An 18121-nucleotide genomic window follows, 5' to 3' on the forward strand; every position below is an offset into this window, starting at 1 on the left:
CCGGCCCCCCCCGCGCCCCCGCCGCCCGGGCCGCGCCGCCCCCCCCCGCGGCGGTGACCGACTGCTGCAGGGCCAGCAGGCTCAGTTCGTCCGAGTAGGCGAAGCCGGTCTTCTCGCCGCTGACGGCGCGCACCCCGACCCCCTGATCGATGTTGTAGCTGCCATCCTTGACGATGCCGTCTTCCAGCATCCAGGACTCGTGCCAGCTGCGCTGGAAATAGAGGTCACCGAATTCCACCTGGTGGCTCATCAGGCTGCCGAGCAGTTGTTGCAGGCGTCCCTCATCGAGATCGTTCGGGGCCAACAGGGAGGCACTAACCTGGCTCAATAGACTCAATCTTCTTCTCCAATCTCGATATGAGATGTCATGACGATTCATTCATGGGGACCACAAGGTCAATCAGCCCATGGGGATCACCGCACGCAGGCATGGCTCGGTACCGGCAGGCGGCTGCGTTGCAATTCGCTTTATCCATCACAGCAGTCGGGCGTGGCTCGGTACCGGCAGACGGCTGCGTTGCAATTCGCTTTATACCCATCACAGCAGCCGGGCATGACTCAGCACCGGCATGGTGCGTTTCAGCTCCTCGACCAGTCCGCCATCCATCTGCGCCAGCACGGTGGCATTGCTCGATGGCTGGCAGGCCAGCACCCGGCCCCAGGGGTCGATCACCATGCTGTGGCCCCAGGTCTGGCGCCCCGTCTCATGGGTCCCCCCCTGATTGGCCGCCACCACGTAACACTGGTTCTCGATGGCGCGGGCCCGCAACAGTGGCTCCCAGTGCGCCTCGCCAGTCACGGCGGTGAAGGCGGCGGGCACCAGCAACACCCGGGCGCCGGCGAGGGCCAGCTGGCGATAGAGCTCGGGAAAACGCAGATCATAACAGATAGAGAGGCCGAGTGGACCAAAGGGGGAATCCACCAGGGCGGGCTCGTGGCCCGGGCTGAAGGTTTCCGACTCCCGGTATCGGCCGTGGTTATCCGCCACATCCACGTCGAACAGATGGATCTTGTGGTAATGCCCCTTGCACTCCCCATCGGGGGCGAACACCAGCGAGCTGGTGTGGATATGGCTCGAACCCGGGATCCGGGTCGGCATGGCGCCAGCCACCAGCCAGATCCCGTGAGTGCTGGCCCAGTCGGCCAGCTGTCTTTGAATGGGGCCATCACCGAGGGACTCGGCACCGTCCAGATAACCCTGCCGCTCGCCAAAGAGGGCGAAGTTTTCCGGCAGCAGGGCCAGCAGAGGGCGCTGCGCCGGCAAGGCTGCCAGCTCGGCTTCGATCCGTGCCTGGTTGTCCTGCCAGTGACGGCCTGAAATCAACTGAATGGCGGCTAACCACATGACGCGCTCCTTGTCGTTGGGCAAGCCATGGGATGGGGCTCCCTGTCGCTTGCCGGGGTCATTGCACTATGAGGGCTTTGGGGGCTTGGCGAAAGGGAAATGCATGCTCGGCCCTTGAGACTTTGCTCAACGCTGGCCCGAGCCCTGGTGCTTGGGATTGAGCAGGAAGGGGGTCACCTCTTGCGCCGGCAGACTGGGGGCCACCGCATCCACCGCCTCTTTCTGCTGCTGGTTGAGCTTGATGCGGGCGCGATCCCGCCCCGCCTCGATGAGTTTGGGATCGTCCAGCGGGCCCGAGACCCGAAAATCGATGCGGGTCACCACATCCACCACGGGTTCCAGCAGCTTGGAGAGCGCCAGCACATAGAGCCCGGTGATGGGGGTCAGGGAGAAGGCCGCCACCACCGGCAAGGTACCGCCGAGGTTGGGGGAGAAGCTCAGTTCGTAATCGAGGCGCCAGCGCACCAGGTCGGCGATGCCCTCCCCGCGCAGATTGCCCGCCGCCCCCTTCATGTAGAAGTCCTTGTTCTCGGCCACCCCCTGCTTGATCCGGGCCGAGGCGGACATGGACTCAAAATAGAAGCCCTTGTCGAACACATCACGAAAATCGAGGCGCAGCTTGCGCATCAGCGAGTCCAGACTGAGCAGGGAGAGCAGACGCGCCCCCTTGTCGTTGACCTCCCGCAATGTGCCCCCTTCCAGCTGATAGTCAGCCGTACCGGCCAGGGTCGGCAGGTTCAGGCGATAGGGTACGTCCTGCCAGTTCAGATCCAGCGCCAGCTTGCCCGGGGCGTCGCCGATGGGGGAGGTAAAGCCGAGGCGCTTGAGCAGCAGCTCGCTGTTCTGGGTGCTGATCCTGGCGCTGGCCCGTGTCTGCATCTGACCGGATTGTGACAGCCACTGCGCATTGCCCTTGAGGGTGCTGCCAGCGAGCTTCATCTCCAGTCCCTTGAGCGACAGGCTATTGGTGCCGGGGACCAGCTCCCCTTTGAGTTCCCCGAGGGGCAGTTTGCCGAAACGGCAATCCACGCAGCTGAAGCTGAGCCAGGGGATGGCATCCATGATGGCCTGATCCTGGCGGGGATCGGCCTTGGGGCTGAGATCCGACCCCTTGCCGGACCAATAGATGCGGGCAAACTTGGCATCGATGGGCTGCTTGTCGGTGACCGGCACCCGCACCACCCCCATCACGTCCGGGCTGTCGATCATCACCTCGGTGGCCTGGCTGACCGGCCCCACGGTAAAATGCACCGCCTTGAGGTTGGCACTGCCGATGTCGGCGCGGGCCAGCTGACCATCCACCCACCACTCTTCCGGCAGGAAGGAGGGGCCGACCACGGCGTTGCCGCCCGGGCCCTGCTCTGGCAGCCACTGATGGAGTCGCGCCAACCAGCCGGCCACGTCAGCCTGCTGCTGGTTGATGGCAAGCAGCATGGGCTTGTCTTGCAGCACCCTGGCCCCTGGCTGGCCGACATCCACCCGAACCCGGCTCAGATAAGGGGTCCCCTCGCCGTACACCAGGCGGCTTTGCATGTCCACGTCAGCCCCCAGCACGCCGCGGATGTCGGCGCTGCCGTCCCGTCCTCGTACCGTGACCTTGAGCGGCAACCGGCTGTCGGCGGCCTTGGTCAGCGGAGACGGCAGATCCAGCCCCATACCCTGCAGGTTGGAGTCCAATGCCAGCTGGAAGCTGAACGGCTTGTCATGGGGCAAGGTCAGCCCCAGGGTGCCGCTCCAGTTACTACGGCCCTTGAGCAGATCGAGCGCCGGGATATCCCGGCGCTGCTGGCTGCTGTCCCAGATCCCCTTGAGTTTGAGGTCGACCTGATAGTGATTCGGAAACTGCTTGCCCTGATAGTCCAGGGCCAGCGGCTGGTTCCAGAGACTGGCCTTGAGATTGCTGAAACGGGTGTGTTCGTTGTCATACTCGAGCTTGCCCTCGACCCCCTCCAGCGGCATGTCCAGGGTGGCAATCCTGACCTTGTTGTTGTGGAAGCTGGCATCCCCGCTGGCCTTCACCTTCCCCTCGCCATCGAGGGGAATATCCAGCTTGACGGTCCCCTTCATGGGCCCACGGATTTCGATCTCCCGCAAGGCCTGTCCGACCGAGTCCTTCAGCGGGGAGTCTTGCAGATAATCGCTGATGGCCTTGCCCTCGCCCGCCACCTTGGCATCCACGTAGAGATGGGCGCCGGGGGAGAGATCCGGGATCCAGGCATGCACCGAGTCCGAGCTCGCCTTGCCGAGGCGTGTGGAGCGGCTGTTCATGTCCAACCCCGCATTCTGGAACAGTAGGTCGATCTGCAGATCGGTGAGGGGTTGCCAACCGGGGAAGAATTCGTAGGTGGCCTTCTCGAGCGGCACCGCCACCTGGAAGATCCCCTGACCCTTGTCATAGGGGAAATCCCTGAACTCCCCGTACCAGAGCAGGTCTGCACTCTTTGCCTGCCCCCCCTTGATGGCGCCGCTCAGATAGTCCACCAAACCGTCGCTCATCACCGCCAGGGGATAGTAGCGATCCGCATGGGCCGCCGTCTTGACGTCGATGCGACCGGTGAGGGCGAGGAAGGGATGCTCGAACAGCTCGAGCCGGAAGCGGCTGGCCAGATGCAGATCCGGGTTGTCCAGCACGATATCCTGGCCATAGAGCACCCAGCCCTGTGGCGCCTGCCACCAGTCGAGCCGAGCCCCCAGACTGTCTACCGGGATGGGTTCCTTGAAGTGGCGGGCGGGATCCACCACGCCCTTGCCGAGGGTCAGGCGAGTGCTGCCCCCCGTCGGTGTCAGCCAGAACTCGCCGTTCAAGTCCTGCAGACCCGGAACATCCTGCCAGGCCTGGGTACCCAGCCCGACGAAACGCCCGCTGAGGGAGAGTCCCTGCCAATCCCCGCCCGCCTGCAGCTCCAGCTCCTGCAACTGGCCGGTGGGCTGGGTACGCTTGAGGGTCTCGGTCAGCTTGGGGTAGAGGCCGGAGACCAGCTGGCTCAGACTCGCCACCTGGTTGAGATCGATGGCAGGCACATAGCCCTGGATGCGATCCTTTACCCGCTCGAGCTGCAGCCGGCTGTGCAGCCAGGTCGTACCGTCGAGCTTGAAGATGACATCGTGACTGGCGAGCTGCCACCCCTCCCCCTCGCGGCGCAGCTGGATCTTGCCACCGCGCAGCTCGAGGCGATGGAGAGCCCCCTTGCGCTCGTCCCGCCAGACGAGGTGATTGTCACCAAACGCCAGCAGGGAGTTGCCCAGCTGACCACCGGCAAATTCGCTCCAGAGCTGGAAGTCGAGCTGGCCGGCCACCTTGGGCGCACCGGCGTGGATCTTGGCCAGCATGGGGCTGATATCGAGCTCGCTGGCCCCCAGGTAGAGCTGTCCCTTCAATCTGTCGAGGCGCACCTCGGGGGCATCCACATCCAGGATGAGATCGATGGTGCTCTCGCCGATGCCGTTGATGAGGTAGGCCTTGCCCACCCCCTGATGACGCTTGCCCCGGTTCTGCCAACGGAGCTGGGCGATGTTGAGGGCTCGCACTTCTCCCAGCGCCGTGGTGATGCTGAGGCGAGTGTCGTGGATGTCGAAGGTGGAGAGCTGGGTCAGCAGGAAACGCAGCAGCGCCTCCTGCTGGTCCGGGTTCTTGTCGCTACTCGGCGTCGTCGGCCGGGTCAGATCCAGCGCCATGTCCCCATCGCTCAGCATCAGCTGGCCAAAGACGGGTTTCCATTCGTTGAGGGAGCGCCAGAAGTCGAGGTGGGCCCAGACCTTGCCAAGGCGAACGGAGAAGCGGCCGGAGTCCGGGGAGATGGCGAGCCCTTGCAGCTCGATGGCGGGCCCGCGCTGGGTCCAGTCCAGGCCGACATGCTCGACGCTGATGTCGAGCTGGCTGTTGCCGGTCAGGGTCGCAATGAGTGCCTGTCTGTGCTGGTTGAGCAAGGGGCCGCCAAGACGCACCACACTGACCAGGATGGCCAGCAGCACGAAGAAGACCCCGAGGGCTAACCAGCCCCGACTCAACCAGCGATAGACCAATTACATCATCACCACATCGAATTGTTCCTGCCCACAGAGCGGTTCACTCACCACCCTGACCTGTTTGCCGATGAAGACTTCCAGCTCGGCCAGACTGTGGGACTCCTCCCCTCGCAGGTAATCCGCCACGGACGGTGCCGCATAGACGGTGAACTGATCCGCATCGTAGGCGCGGTTGACGCGGATGATCTCCCGCAGGATCTCGAAGCAGACCGACTCCACCGTCTTGACACGACCACGCCCCTTGCACTCGGGACACTCGGAGCAGAGTACATGCTCCAGGCTCTCGCGGGTGCGCTTGCGGGTCATCTCCACCAGGCCAAGCTGGGAGAAGCCATTGACGTTAGTCTTGGCCCTGTCTTTGGCGAGCGCCAGCTCCAGGCTGTGCAGTACCCGACGGCGGTGATCCTCGGACTGCATGTCGATGAAATCGATGATGATGATGCCACCGAGATTGCGCAGCCGCAGGTGGCGGGCAATGGCGGCCGTCGCCTCGACGTTGGTGTTGAAGATGGTCTCTTCCAGATTGCGATGGCCGACGAAGGCGCCGGTGTTGATGTCCACCGTGGTCATGGCTTCGGTCTGATCGATGATGAGGTAGCCACCGGATTTCAGCTCCACCTTGCGCTCCAGCGCACGCTGGATCTCGTTCTCCACGTCGTAGAGATCGAAGATGGGGGAGTCGCCGAGATAATACTCCAGCTTGCCGGCGAGCTCCGGCACGTACTCCTCGGTGAAGCGCTTGAGCTGATCGAAGCTCTGGCGCGAATCGACCCGGATCTTGTCGAGCTCGGTACCGACGAAATCACGCACCACCCGAAACGCCAGACTGGGATCTTCGTAGAGGATCTTGCAGGGGGGATACTTCTGTTTGCGCTCCAGGATCTTGCGCCACAGGCGCTTCAAGAAGGCGGCGTCCTGCTCCAGCTCCTGCTCCCCCACCCCTTCGGCGGCGGTGCGGATGATGTAGCCACCGAGATCGTCCACGTAGCCGGCCACGGTGCGCTTCAACCGCTCACGCTCGGCTTCCGACTCGATGCGCTGGGATACGCCGACGTGGGCGCTGCCCGGCATGAAGACGAGATAACGGGACGGCAGGGTAATGTCGGTGGTGAGGCGGGCACCCTTGGTGCCCAGGGGATCTTTGACCACCTGCACCATGATGTCCTGCCCCTGGCGCACCAGTTCGGCGATGTTGCCGGCCTGGAACTGCTCCTTCTCCTTGATCGCCACGCACTCGGTGTGGGGCACGATATCGGAGGCGTGCAAGAAGGCGGCCTTGTCCATCCCGATGTCGACGAAGGCGGCCTGCATGCCGGGCAGCACCCGGCTGATCTTGCCCTTGTAGATGTTGCCCACGATGCCGCGCTTGGCCTGGCGCTCCACATGCACTTCCTGCAGCAGGCCGTTCTCGACCAGGGCAACCCGGGTCTCCGAGGGGGTGACGTTCACCAGCAGTTCTACTGACATAAGTTACCTTGCCTTTCTAGTTTTGAATTCTGGCTGGCCATCTGGCACATGAATGCACGCAAGTGGTAACGCAGCAGGCGTCGCTGGACGGGTTATCGACCCTGTTCGAGCTGCTGGCGGATCAGCAGATCCGTCTCCAGCAGGGGCAGGCCGACCACGGCGCTGTAGCTCCCCTCGATCCGACTGACAAACTTGCCGGCAATGCCCTGAATGGCGTAAGCGCCGGCCTTGTCGCAGGGCTCACCGGTGCGCCAATAGGCCTCGATCTCGGCCTCATCCAGCTTGCGAAACGCCACATTGGTGGTGACCAGCCGCACGTCGCAGCGCTCCGGGGTGGCCAGCGCCACCGCCGTCATCACCTGATGGACCCGGCCGGAGAGTGCCTCCAGCATATCCTTGGCATCGAGCAGATCGGACGGCTTCTCAAGCACCCGCTCCCCCAGCACCACTATGGTGTCAGCGCCGAGCACGGGCAGCGCCGTCGGTGCCGCCGCCACACCGGCCATCGCCTTGTCACGGGCCAGACGGCAGACGTAGTCCTGGGGTTTCTCACCCTCGCCACGCTGCTCGGGCACATCCAGCCTGAGCACCTCGAAGCGGTAGCCCAGCTGGGTCAGCAGTTCGTGCCGGCGGGGGGAACCCGAGGCGAGATAGAGTTGCAGTTCGTTGTGCTTGTTCATATTCGCTTAGATGAGATGAGGTACGGTTACAATTTATTGTTTTTGCTCACATTCACTTGATATTGAAGTGACGGCGCACCTTGCGCAAGACCATAAAGATCCAGGGCCATATTAGCATCGTCGTCAACGTCGACCAAAAATAGGCGAAGTTGAGGCTGGCGCGGCTGAACAGGTGTTCGGCCCAGAACACGGTGATCTTCCCCACCAGGGAGAGCAGACCGATGATCAGCGCCTGCTGCCAGAGGGAGAAGTTACGGATCTTCTGGAACTGGAAGGCCGCCAGATAGGTGGTGATGGCCATGGCCATGGCGCGCACCCCGAGCGTGCTGCCAAGCAGCACATCCAGCAGCAGACCGGCTACCCAGGCGGTGCCGACGTTGGTTCTGTGGGGTAACGCCAGTGCCCAGTAGATGAGCACCATGGCGAGCCAATCCGGCCGGAAGGGCTCGAACTGAAAAGGAAGCGGCAGGATGGAGAGGCACAGGGCCAGCAGGATCGAGACCCAGATCCAGATCCTGCCGCTGGCAGGTTGCAGCATCAGCGGGTCGCCCCCGCCGCCGAGGTGGCCGAGGCAGCAGACGCTGCCGCGGGTGCATCCAGCGCCTCGTTGTCACGGACTTCCGGCTTCTTGTCGGTCCACAGCAGCAGCAGATAACGCAGCCTGTCCAGTGCCACCAGCGGCTTGGCCTCGATCTGGGCGAAGGGTTTGCCCTCCACATAGTCGGATCGGGTCACAGTCGCCACCGGATAGCCTTCCGGGAAACGGCCGCCGAGGCCCGAGGTGACCAGCAGATCCCCCACCTGCACGTCGGTGTTGCGCGGCAGATTGCGCAGCTCCAGCTTGTCCAGCTCACCACTGCCGGAGGCGATGGCGCGCAGGTCGTTGCGCAGCACCCGCACCGGAATGCCGTGGCTGGAGTCGGTGATAAGCAGCACCCGGCTGGTGGTGGAACCCACGTGCAGCACCTGGCCGACCACCCCCTGATCGTTGATCACCGGCTGGCCGTTGTAGACGCCATCCAGCGCCCCCTTGTTGATCAGCACCTGATGGCTGAAGGGGTCGGAATCCACCGACAGCAGCTCGGCCACCATCTTGCGAGACTCCTTGTGCACCGGCGAACCCAGCAATTCACGCAGGCGCTGGTTCTCGTGCTCCAGCTGATCCAGCTTGAGCAGACGGGAACGCAGGGTAAACAGCTGCTGCTCCTGCAGCTTGGTCTGTTCGATCAGGCTGGAGCGGGTCTGCACCTGGGTCGACATGGTGTCGAGCAGGGTACCTGGCGCGTTGGCAATGTATTGCAGCGGACTGACGAGGGAGCTCAGATAGACGCGGACGTGCGTGAACACACCGAAGCGGGAATCCGCGACGATGGCAGCAACCGAGATGATGACGGCGAGAAACAACCGTAACTGAAGCGAAGGGCCTCTACCAAAGATGGGTTTCATGAGTCGTCAAAAAAGAGCCGGCGCTCGGCCGGCTTTGGGTCTTATTCGTAGTGGAACAGATCGCCACCGTGCATATCGATCAGCTCCAGCGCCTTGCCACCGCCACGGGCGACACAGGTGAGCGGATCCTCAGCCACGACGACCGGGATGCCGGTCTCTTCCATCAGCAGACGGTCGATATCTTTGAGCAGGGCGCCACCACCGGTCAGCACCATGCCGCGCTCGGAGATGTCGGAGGCCAGCTCGGGCGGGGACTGCTCCAGCGCCACCATGACGGCGGAGACGATACCGGACAGCGGCTCTTGCAGTGCTTCCAGGATCTCGTTGGAGTTCAGGGTGAAGCTGCGCGGCACCCCTTCGGCCAGGTTGCGACCACGCACTTCGATCTCGCGCACCTCTTCGCCCGGATAGGCGGAGCCGATCTCGTGCTTGATGCGCTCGGCGGTGGCTTCCCCGATCAGGCTGCCATAGTTGCGGCGCACGTAGCTGATGATGGCTTCGTCGAACTTGTCACCACCGATACGCACGGACTGGGAGTAGACCACACCGTTCAGGGAGATGATGGCCACTTCGGTGGTACCACCACCGATGTCCACCACCATGGAACCGGTCGCTTCGGAGACCGGCAGGCCGGCACCGATGGCGGCGGCCATGGGCTCGTCGATCAGGTACACCTCGCGGGCGCCGGCACCCAGTGCGGACTCCTTGATGGCACGACGCTCAACCTGTGTGGAACCGCAGGGAACGCATACCAGCACACGGGGGCTCGGACGGAAATAGTTGTTGTCGTGAACCTGCTTGATGAAGTGCTGCAGCATCTTCTCGGTCACGTAGAAATCGGCGATGACGCCGTCTTTCATCGGACGAATGGCGGAGATGTTACCAGGGGTACGACCCAGCATCTGCTTGGCGGCATGACCGACAGCAGCGACCGATTTGGCGTTCCCGCGCTCTTGGCGAATGGCGACAACTGAGGGTTCGTTAAGGACGATCCCTTGATCTTTTACGTAGATCAGGGTGTTGGCAGTTCCCAAGTCGATCGACAGATCGTTGGAAAAGACGCCTCTGAGCTTTTTGAACATGGCTACGGGAAATCCTAAGAATTTGGAGGTGCAGAAAACCGGCTAACTTTACCAATGCCCACCCCAATCGGCAAGCGCTCAAACTGTCGCCAATCAATCAGGCGCGACAAAAATGCGAGTCATCACTCACCCGCACAGGCCGACAAAGACTAAGAAACAAGGAGATAAGTCGTCACTCAATATCAAACAGCCTCATTCCCCGTCAGACCCGTCCTATCAGGGCATCACTTCGCGGCGATAAATAATCCGATCATTGCCCCGATCCCGACCAAAAATCGCCTCCCCCTGCAGATGATCCGCCGTAGCGGGATCCGCCAACCAGACGGGTTGGGATGGCTGTTGCTCCAGCACGATCCGATAGGGAATGCGCACCGCCTGATTGGGCGGCGCGAAGTGGAACCGGGTCTCGCCTGCGTCGAAACCGGCCTGAGTGCCACCCGGTGCCACATTGCCGAGACCAAGGCGAATGCGGGTACCGTCTTTGAGGATCAGATCCCCCGTCGCGGCGTCATAGCGTTGCTCCGCATCGGTAAAGACGATGCCGCCACCCGCCAGGGAGATCTGGGTACAGATATCTTGCGAATTGGCTCGCCACAGGCCCCCTTCGAAATACTGCACCTGCAGGGGCAGCGCCAGCGGGGCGCTGTCGACCCCCTGACGGGTGCTGGCAAGCAGCCGGCCATAGTAGGCGATCATGGTATCGTCCGATCCCTTCGGAATGGAGAGCTGCCTGGCGGTGCAGTTCACCCCGCTCTGGCAGCTACCACTGACGGCCGGGTTCATGTCGCGGTTGGCGAGGAAGCTGGTCTCGCTGGCCTCACCATCCCCTACCTTGAGCCCCAGCCGCAGCAGCCGCAGTGGCTCCTCCGGCGCGGTCAGGCTCGGAGAGAGTTCACGCAGGCGCACGAAACGGCTCTGGCCATCGAAGCGGCTCTGCCCGCTCACCCAGTTTTGGCTCAGGGGATCCAGCCGGTTGGATCTGTCGACCCCATCTCGGTTGTTGGAGGCCACCAGGGAAACCACCCCCTTGGCGAAGGCATCCCGGTAGTTCTGGGTCACCCCTCCTTCCTTGTTGCGCGCCTGTACCGTCGTCTGCACCCCAAACGGCTGGCTCATATAGCTAAAGCCGCCGCAGGCCGGGGTGACAGTGCCGCTCACCATGTTGAAGTCCCAGGGCACGAAGCGCCCCATCGGCACGCTACTGGCGGCGGGTATGGTGTAGCCAAAGTAACCTGAGATCTGTGGCGTTGCAGTCATCCGGAAAACCCCAACCTCGTTCACCGACTGGGTGACGGTGTTGAGGTTGTTGCTGCCTTTCGCGTTGGAATGGTCATAACTCAGCTTGCTGACCGCCGCCTCGACACCGGACTTGGGGGCCACCAGCTGGCTGCCGAGGGCAATATTGGCCAAGGCGAAGTTCGGGGTCGTCAAGTTGCCGCTGCAGAAATCGGTATCGTTATCGGCCTGCCAGGCCACGGCTGCTATGGTCAGCGAGAACTCTTCCCCCGTCTTCCTGAACACAGGGCAGCTGGCATTCCCCGCCGTGCAGGCCCCCTGGGTAGGAGTGATGCAGAGCCCGGCCGGGCGGCTGACAAAGAGACCCGAGCCCGTCATCACCAAACCTGCGGTATCCCCGCTGCCATCATGGCGGGCATTGAGCCGCATCTGGCCCGCATCCGGGTAATTCACCGTCAGCGTGGTCTCACCCTTGGCATCGAAGCTCAAATTGCTGGTCACCGCCACCCCCTGCGAGGTGGCAATGGCGCTGCCGTTGACCGTTACCTTGCTGCCGAAGAGGTTGTTCGCCGGGCTGACATAGTCGCTCCAGAAGCTGATCGGCTTGCTCACGCTGGCGAAACTCGGCACACACTGCTGGGTCACGTTGTCCTTCCGGACCGCCTTCATCACCACCCGTTGGGGCTTGTTGGCAATGGTGTCCAGCGCATCGGTATCCGGCACATCGGTAGGCACATCGAACAGGAAGCCACTCTCGGCAAAGCTGAGGGTACAGGCAGCGGCACTCAGGGCCCCGCTGCCCGACCGGCAGAGAGTGGTACTGAGTGGTTTGGTGGAGGGCGTCGAGCCACTCACCCCCACCGTCATGGCGTTCGCCAGATTGTTGCGAAGCTGCAAGGTGGTGGTGCCGCCGCTGAAAGTCACGGTAGCTGTGTTGCCGCTATAGCTCACCTGGTTGCTGGCCACCCAGCCGTTGCTGCCATTTTTAAGCGGCGTCAGGGTGGCGCTGACCTGCTCAGTGACCAGCTGGCTGCAACTGGCGTTGGCACAGGCGCGTATGGTCAGGGTTTCCGGGTTGCAGGTCAGGGCATTGCCGCTGTGCTCGAACTCGAAGTGATCGATCTGGTTCCCCACCGGACTGGAGTTGAGGGCGCAGACCTGGAAGTTGTCTATCTGGTGCGCGTTGGTCGCGGCACCGGTAGATCCCGTCATGGAGAGCAGGAAGTTCTCCGGGATCGCCGCCTGACCGCTTTGGCTGAGCGCATTGAAACTGTCGATCAGGGTGCTGTAGCCGCTGCCGGTGTTGCGTTCCACCTTGACCAGAGACTGGCCACTGGTACGGGAATCCACGGTCAGGCGGTAACGATGGGGGCGGTTGCCGTCCGAGCCGCTGTCTACGGTCGGCGAGAGGCAGTTGCCACTGGTGCTGGTACTGCCGTTGTTGCAGGTACCCCTGAGGTAGTTGTAACCGCTGGTGCCCGAACCCGATCCCCGCACCGCCACGGACTGTTTGCGCCGTCCCTTGTTGGTCGCCCCGCCTTCGCCGGAGAAGTTGCCATACTCGTCTATCCCCACCCCGAGCCAGCCGCCGGCAAAGCCGTTGTTGCCCGCCGTGAAGCCATAGCCCAGCGGCCCGCCCGCGGCCCCTGGCTGGGGCGTTATCTTGGCGTCCGAGAGCACCACCGCCATGCCATCCGCTCCGTTGCCGCCATAGGCGTAGTGGTCGAACTCAATGGTCACCAGGTTGTTAGCGGCGGGGAACAGTCGCTGATAGGTCGTCGACGTGGCCTGGTAGGTACTGGCCTGGGTCATGCCGAGGCGGCCATTGACGATGGAGGGCGTGAAGTTGCCGCTGCTACGAGCCACGACCCAGTTGTTGCTGAGAGAACTGGCGGAGAAGTCGTCGTTGAAGCAGGCGAGCAGAGGCTCCCCGCCGTCATAGATGACCTTGCTGTTCCCCTTCAGATTGACGTTCTTGGCACTCAACTGGCCACGCAAGACCACCTGATTCTCGAAGGTGGCATCCCCTTCTGCATAGTAGGTGCCTGCCAGCTGGTCGCTACCGGTGAGCGTGATGTTGCCGACCACATAGGCCTTGAAACCGGAACCTGTCTGCAGTTGCGAGTCGTTGTGAGCTGCGATGCTGCCCTTGACATAAAACGAGGTCGTCCCGCTGCCGACCAGCTTGATGAAGCTGCCCCCGGTCAGGGTCAGATCCCCTTCGATGATATAGGTCTTGCCTGCGGTCAACGTCATGACGCCGCCGTTTTGCATGGTCAGGCTCTTGATGACATAGGTGCTGTAACTGTCCGAGAAGCTGACATTGCCAGCCCCGCTAGAACCGGTTGAACCGTCGATCATCAGGCTGCCCAGGTCCCAGCGACTGCTGCTGGCGGCCTTGCCGTAATTGGGGGTTGTTCCCAGTACGACGGTGGGGGTGGTCCAGTTGGCAACCGTATAGCTTGCGGAATCCGTCGTCCCCGGAAAGGTGGGCCGGGTCTGCTTCAAGCTGGCCACACCGGTGATCTGACACTTGCCCGCCCCACAGGCCTGCGTGCTCATCTCATTGTCGTAACCGGTGACCTGCCTGAAACAGACCTCCAGGCCATTGTAATTCTCCACCCGGGCACCGGACTGCATGTAAAGGGTGCCCGCCGAATCGTGACTCTGGATGGGGCCAGGGAAGATGCTGTTGCAGTCCAGCGCGGCCTGGGCAGGCAAACCAACCAACAACAAGACAATGACGGCACAGAGGCGGCGGATCATGGGTTCACTCCATCGAAGGCTTGTGCCACCAGAGTGCGGCTGACGGCAAAGTCCGGATTCGGGCCGCTGTTGGTTCCCGGGTCGCCGCAGCGCCCCTCGCTGCTGAAGTCATAGGCTGTCTGGGTGGCGCCAGCGGCACTCACCGACACCTTGTTGCAGGTGACGATGGCCTGACAGCCCGTCAGTCCCGCATCGGTGAAACTGAGACTGGTGCTGGCGGCGCATTGCTGTCCTTGCCACTGGCCGTTGGGATAGAGTCGATAGAGGGCAATTTCCAGCCCGCTCTGGGCCGCCATCAGGGCCCGCACTCCGCGCACCTCCGCCGTGTGCTTCTCAGCGCTGTCCACCAGGAAGCGGCCCATGGTCGCCGCCAGCAGGGCCATGATGACGATGACAAAGAGCGCGATCATGATGGCGCTGCCTCGCTGATGCTTGACAGAGGCGAGTTTAAGGGACATTGAGCACCTCCAGCTTGTGGTTGAAGCTGACGCTCTCGCCGCGCTGCTCAAACACAATCCCGAGCCCCACTTCGCTCTGATTGAAGGCGGCGGGATCCCGATAGAAGTAGCTGGTCGGTCGGATATGCTCGGCCATCAGGGCCGGGGTGCTCCAGAGGGCGCCAGTGCCGATGGCGGCGCTGGCCCGGGTCAGGGTCGTGCCCACCACGCAATAACGTACCTGCTGGTTGGCAAAATAGATGCGCTGGCCCGGGGAATCCTTGGTAACAGCGGCCGCCAGGGTCAGCGACAAGGCCCCTGAGGCAGGGCTCCCCACGGCAGTCACCCTGGCAGTGCAACGCCCCTGCAAACAACCAACATCCAGCGTATTGGTGTTGCCAATCGTGGCATCAGGCAGTGGATAGATGATGGCCAGGTCATTTTTGGCAGGCAATTTAGCGGGTGTGACAATGTTGAGGGCCGTGATCGCCGCCGGCCCCAGATAGCGACTGGTGGTGGCGATGGGCCAGAAGCGCAGGCAAGGCCCCTGCTCCTTCAAGCCGCCAGCGGCGTCCTCCACGCGCACAGAGCCGGGCACCGCATCGCGCAGCTCGCGGTTGAGCCGCTCCATGGCGAAGCGGGCATCACTCATCAGCTGCTCGCGGCTGCTGGCATCCCCGTAAATCTGGGTGCCGATGCCAATAAACTGGCTGGTGAAGGTCGCCATGACCCCGAGCAGCAGGATCACCATGACCAGCTCCACCAGAGTGAAACCCCGCGCCGTCCGCATCAGTAGTTCCCCCGATAGAGGGTAAAGGCCAGTTCGCTGCGATCCGGCAGCCGTACCCACAGCTCGACGCGCTTGCCGGTGAAGCAGGGGCCGCTGCAAGTGGACAAGTCATTCTTGGTCAAATCTGCCCCGCTCACCCGGATCCGGATCCCGAACTGGCGATACTCGCTCGCATCCAGACCAGCACCACTCCTGGCACCGAAGAAATTGGCCGGCACCCAGCCGCCGTCGCAGCTGGCCAACCCCTTGGCGCAGATGGCGCTGGTCTGGTAATCATCCACGTCATTGAACTGGTAGGGACGCGTCTCGCCACTGTCCGGGCTATAGCTGGTGCTGTCGGTGCAGGCCGGGTAGGCCACCGCCGGGCTTCCGGCCGTCTCGCCGCAGCGAAAACGCCCGCCATTGTGATCGGAATGCTCATCGAAGGACTTCTCCAGCACCTCGCTGAAGAGTCGCTGGGCCAGCTGGGCGGCCCGCACCTGCTGCACTGGATCCACCGCCTGGGGGGCCTGGTTGACAAGCAGCCCCAGGATGCCGGTGAGCGCCACCGCCAGCAGCACGATACCGACGATAAACTCGATCAGGGTGAAGCCGCGGCGGGCATTAGGGAAGGGCATGAATATAGCCTTCGGGCTCGATACGCAGACGGGCACTCTCCCCACCATCGCTCACCATCAGGTTACAACCGCTGATGCAGGCTGACGGGGATAGGGGGCGACCGCTGCGCTTGTCGAAAGAAAAGCTGCCCTGAGGCAGGGAGATACTGCCGGAGGCCTTGACCACTCGCCCCCGGACCTGCTCATTCTGCCCCCAGCCCGAGATGGCCTTGGGGGTACAGTTACCAAGCTGGGTCAGATGGCCGAAGTGCTTCGCTTCGACTACCAGCTGGGTGCAACGCGCCGGCCCTTCCTGCATGTTCATGGTCTGCACCAGCCGCAGCCGGGCCACCAGTTCATCGCGCAGGGTATGGGTTTCAAAGCCGCCTTTGCCCAGCCATTTGGGCACGGCAAAGGCGGCCAGAATCCCGAGTAACAGGATCACTATCACCAGTTCTATCAGGGTGAAACCACGACTTATTGTCATCGCAACCTCAGTAGAAAAAAGAAGCGAGGCTCAGAGCCTCGCGTTCTCCAATAATGAATACGTTATTTTCCGCACTCATCATTTACAGTAATGCTAGGCACATCGCCAGAATTCACGATCGCACCTTCATTGTCATACTTCACTTCGCACTTGCTGTTTGGTTCGTTACTCGGTTTGAAGGTCCCCGGAGTACCAGACACTTCACTCCAACCATCCAGTGCGACTGTTTTAGCAGCATCAGCATTTACAGGGTAACCAAAACGTGTGTCGATAGTTTGGCCAGCTACAGAGACAGCACCTGAGGAGCTTTCAATACCCTGAATAGCAGCCTTGCTATATACCAGTTGAGAAGAACTCTGAAGGGATGCTTTCACACCATTAGCTGCAGCCAGACGCGCATCATCCTGCAGATTCAGGAACTTGGGCGCGGCGGTGACCGCCAGAATGCCCAGGATGATGATCACGATCACCAGTTCGATCAGGGTAAAACCCGCCTGCTTTTTCATTACATTTTCCTCGGTTTATCAATTGATATTGGTAATGACCTGGCCGGAGGCCGGGCGATAACTGAAACTCATGAACTCACTCGTGCTCCCTTGCGGGTCTTGATAGCGTCCATCACTGCCTTTGCTCAGGCTGTTGACCAGATAGTAACGGCAAACCGAATCCAGTCCGTTGCTGCTCACCGTTGCATAAAACTTCAGGTCATTGCCGCTACCGCGCACTTCATCGAAGCTGGCAGTCGCCTTGGGAGGATTTTGCAGCAATCCCTCCCAAATATAGAGACAGCGCTGGGCCGTCAGATTGGCCGGATTTACATCGGCATTGCCGCTCGCAGACGTGTCCATAGGATACCCCGGGGAGAGCTCGCCGTTATTGACCTGAGTGTCGGTTGGCGTCGTCAAATAGAAACGCGACCCGTCGTAGAGTACGGTATTGAGACCGTCCTGCTTGGCGCGTCCTTCCGCTTCCCACTGGGCCCGCACCAGCGACACCCCGGTCGCGAAACCGCCGGATACCCCCTCCACGCTGGCCTTCTTCGCCTCGTCGGTGACGTCGAGGAAACGGGGCAATGCGGTGACCGCCAGGATCCCCAGGATCACGATGACGATCACCAGTTCGATCAGGGAAAAACCCGCCATCTGGCCGGGTCCGCGGCCGGATATCACTCTTGTTGCTGCCATGCTGCCTCCGTCATTGTCCGCATTATTTCATGCGGTTAGAAAAAAATCATGTCACAGGTTAAGTGTCATCTGGCTCAGGGCAGCAGTTGCACCCGCCCATCCCCGAACCGGTAGTGCAGCCGTTGGGCTTCCCAGCCGTACTCACAGCCTCCCCCATCCCGGCTGACCAGGGCTTCCAGCGGCGGCAGGTTCTGCCCCCCATCACCGATCAGGGTCAACCACAGCTGACGACAATCATCAGATGGGGATTGCAACGGCAATACCCCGAGGGGCCAGCCCCGCTCATCGAACTGCCAGGCGACCCCCTCGGCATGCAGCACCTCGGGCCGCCGCTCATCGAGCCAGCGCCCGTGCAGACGCTGGACTCGCTCAGCAAATTGCTCCCCCAGCAGCGTCACGCTCACCGCCAGCGCCTGTTCCCGGTGGCTGCGATAGCTCATGGCCAGGGTGGCGATGATGACCAACAGCAGGATCACGGCGGCCATCCGCCGATACCCTCCCAGCCAGCGCTCATCCTGTTCGGACTGTCTGCTCATCCCTGCTCCTACCGACCTTGACCACCCTTAAAACCGCGAAGAT

Annotated in this window: 16 protein-coding genes; all 16 read right to left on the reverse strand. The window is 62.2% G+C overall.

The annotated features are described in order from the left end of the window. Positions 1–337: PmbA/TldA family metallopeptidase (locus tag ACW5W7_RS18910; RefSeq protein WP_456502705.1), on the reverse strand; the 337-nt coding region annotated here is incomplete at its 3' end. Between the two features lie 201 nt (positions 338–538). After that, positions 539–1345: a carbon-nitrogen hydrolase family protein gene (locus ACW5W7_RS18915; RefSeq protein ID WP_456502706.1), complete on the reverse strand. Its 807-nt coding sequence runs from the start codon at positions 1343–1345 to the stop codon at positions 539–541. Between the two features lie 126 nt (positions 1346–1471). After that, on the reverse strand, positions 1472–5368 hold the full coding sequence (locus tag ACW5W7_RS18920; protein ID WP_456502707.1) for a YhdP family protein: 3897 nt from the start codon (positions 5366–5368) through the stop codon (positions 1472–1474). After that, on the reverse strand, positions 5369–6838 hold the full coding sequence (rng, locus tag ACW5W7_RS18925) for a ribonuclease G (RefSeq protein ID WP_349920713.1): 1470 nt from the start codon (positions 6836–6838) through the stop codon (positions 5369–5371). Positions 6839–6930: 92 nt separating this feature from the next. Beyond that, positions 6931–7518, reverse strand: a complete 588-nt coding sequence (locus ACW5W7_RS18930) for a Maf family nucleotide pyrophosphatase (RefSeq protein WP_434665221.1) — start codon at positions 7516–7518, stop codon at positions 6931–6933. A gap of 52 nt (positions 7519–7570) precedes the next feature. Continuing rightward, complete coding sequence (gene mreD / locus ACW5W7_RS18935; RefSeq protein WP_332503961.1) at positions 7571–8056, reverse strand: rod shape-determining protein MreD; 486 nt, start codon at positions 8054–8056, stop codon at positions 7571–7573. After that, the gene (mreC, locus tag ACW5W7_RS18940) at positions 8056–8964 is read right to left on the reverse strand and encodes a rod shape-determining protein MreC (RefSeq protein ID WP_349920711.1); all 909 of its coding nucleotides are present in this window, start codon (positions 8962–8964) and stop codon (positions 8056–8058) included. Before mreC ends, mreD begins: the two co-directional genes overlap by 1 nt. A gap of 41 nt (positions 8965–9005) precedes the next feature. Continuing rightward, complete coding sequence (locus tag ACW5W7_RS18945; RefSeq protein WP_005308111.1) at positions 9006–10046, reverse strand: rod shape-determining protein; 1041 nt, start codon at positions 10044–10046, stop codon at positions 9006–9008. Between the two features lie 216 nt (positions 10047–10262). Next, positions 10263–14048, reverse strand: coding sequence for a DUF6701 domain-containing protein (locus ACW5W7_RS18950; protein WP_456502708.1), 3786 nt, complete (start codon positions 14046–14048; stop codon positions 10263–10265). Beyond that, positions 14045–14458 carry an MSHA biogenesis protein MshP gene (locus ACW5W7_RS18955; RefSeq protein WP_456502743.1) on the reverse strand — a complete coding sequence of 138 codons (414 nt, stop codon included), beginning with the start codon at positions 14456–14458 and terminating at the stop codon, positions 14045–14047. Before ACW5W7_RS18955 ends, ACW5W7_RS18950 begins: the two co-directional genes overlap by 4 nt. A gap of 37 nt (positions 14459–14495) precedes the next feature. Then, positions 14496–15275, reverse strand: coding sequence for a PilW family protein (locus ACW5W7_RS18960; protein ID WP_456502709.1), 780 nt, complete (start codon positions 15273–15275; stop codon positions 14496–14498). Then, positions 15275–15892, reverse strand: a complete 618-nt coding sequence (locus ACW5W7_RS18965; RefSeq protein WP_456502710.1) for a type IV pilus modification PilV family protein — start codon at positions 15890–15892, stop codon at positions 15275–15277. Before ACW5W7_RS18965 ends, ACW5W7_RS18960 begins: the two co-directional genes overlap by 1 nt. Further along, the gene (locus ACW5W7_RS18970; RefSeq protein WP_456502711.1) at positions 15879–16358 is read right to left on the reverse strand and encodes a pilus assembly FimT family protein; all 480 of its coding nucleotides are present in this window, start codon (positions 16356–16358) and stop codon (positions 15879–15881) included. Before ACW5W7_RS18970 ends, ACW5W7_RS18965 begins: the two co-directional genes overlap by 14 nt. 62 nt (positions 16359–16420) lie before the next feature. After that, complete coding sequence (locus ACW5W7_RS18975; RefSeq protein ID WP_456502712.1) at positions 16421–16864, reverse strand: prepilin-type N-terminal cleavage/methylation domain-containing protein; 444 nt, start codon at positions 16862–16864, stop codon at positions 16421–16423. Positions 16865–16882: 18 nt separating this feature from the next. Beyond that, positions 16883–17542 carry a type II secretion system protein gene (locus tag ACW5W7_RS18980; protein ID WP_349920704.1) on the reverse strand — a complete coding sequence of 220 codons (660 nt, stop codon included), beginning with the start codon at positions 17540–17542 and terminating at the stop codon, positions 16883–16885. 74 nt (positions 17543–17616) lie between these two features. Further along, positions 17617–18078 (reverse strand): hypothetical protein, encoded by a 462-nt coding sequence (locus ACW5W7_RS18985; protein ID WP_456502713.1) that lies wholly within the window; start codon positions 18076–18078, stop codon positions 17617–17619. Positions 18079–18121 lie beyond the last annotated feature (43 nt).

Source organism: Aeromonas intestinalis (assembly GCF_054052485.1).

What these genes read in the sequence shown, in the direction of transcription:
- ACW5W7_RS18915 (WP_456502706.1), bottom strand. Translation starts at nt 1,345, where the DNA reads ATGTGGTTAGCCGCCATTCAGTTGATTTCAGGCCGTCACTGGCAGGAC.
- rng (WP_349920713.1), bottom strand. Translation starts at nt 6,838, where the DNA reads ATGTCAGTAGAACTGCTGGTGAACGTCACCCCCTCGGAGACCCGGGTT.
- ACW5W7_RS18930 (WP_434665221.1), bottom strand. Translation starts at nt 7,518, where the DNA reads ATGAACAAGCACAACGAACTGCAACTCTATCTCGCCTCGGGTTCCCCC.
- mreD (WP_332503961.1), bottom strand. Translation starts at nt 8,056, where the DNA reads ATGCTGCAACCTGCCAGCGGCAGGATCTGGATCTGGGTCTCGATCCTG.
- mreC (WP_349920711.1), bottom strand. Translation starts at nt 8,964, where the DNA reads ATGAAACCCATCTTTGGTAGAGGCCCTTCGCTTCAGTTACGGTTGTTT.
- ACW5W7_RS18945 (WP_005308111.1), bottom strand. Translation starts at nt 10,046, where the DNA reads ATGTTCAAAAAGCTCAGAGGCGTCTTTTCCAACGATCTGTCGATCGAC.
- ACW5W7_RS18950 (WP_456502708.1), bottom strand. Translation starts at nt 14,048, where the DNA reads ATGATCCGCCGCCTCTGTGCCGTCATTGTCTTGTTGTTGGTTGGTTTG.
- ACW5W7_RS18955 (WP_456502743.1), bottom strand. Translation starts at nt 14,458, where the DNA reads ATGATCGCGCTCTTTGTCATCGTCATCATGGCCCTGCTGGCGGCGACC.
- ACW5W7_RS18960 (WP_456502709.1), bottom strand. Translation starts at nt 15,275, where the DNA reads ATGCGGACGGCGCGGGGTTTCACTCTGGTGGAGCTGGTCATGGTGATC.
- ACW5W7_RS18965 (WP_456502710.1), bottom strand. Translation starts at nt 15,892, where the DNA reads ATGCCCTTCCCTAATGCCCGCCGCGGCTTCACCCTGATCGAGTTTATC.
- ACW5W7_RS18970 (WP_456502711.1), bottom strand. Translation starts at nt 16,358, where the DNA reads ATGACAATAAGTCGTGGTTTCACCCTGATAGAACTGGTGATAGTGATC.
- ACW5W7_RS18975 (WP_456502712.1), bottom strand. Translation starts at nt 16,864, where the DNA reads ATGAAAAAGCAGGCGGGTTTTACCCTGATCGAACTGGTGATCGTGATC.
- ACW5W7_RS18980 (WP_349920704.1), bottom strand. Translation starts at nt 17,542, where the DNA reads ATGGCAGCAACAAGAGTGATATCCGGCCGCGGACCCGGCCAGATGGCG.
- ACW5W7_RS18985 (WP_456502713.1), bottom strand. Translation starts at nt 18,078, where the DNA reads ATGAGCAGACAGTCCGAACAGGATGAGCGCTGGCTGGGAGGGTATCGG.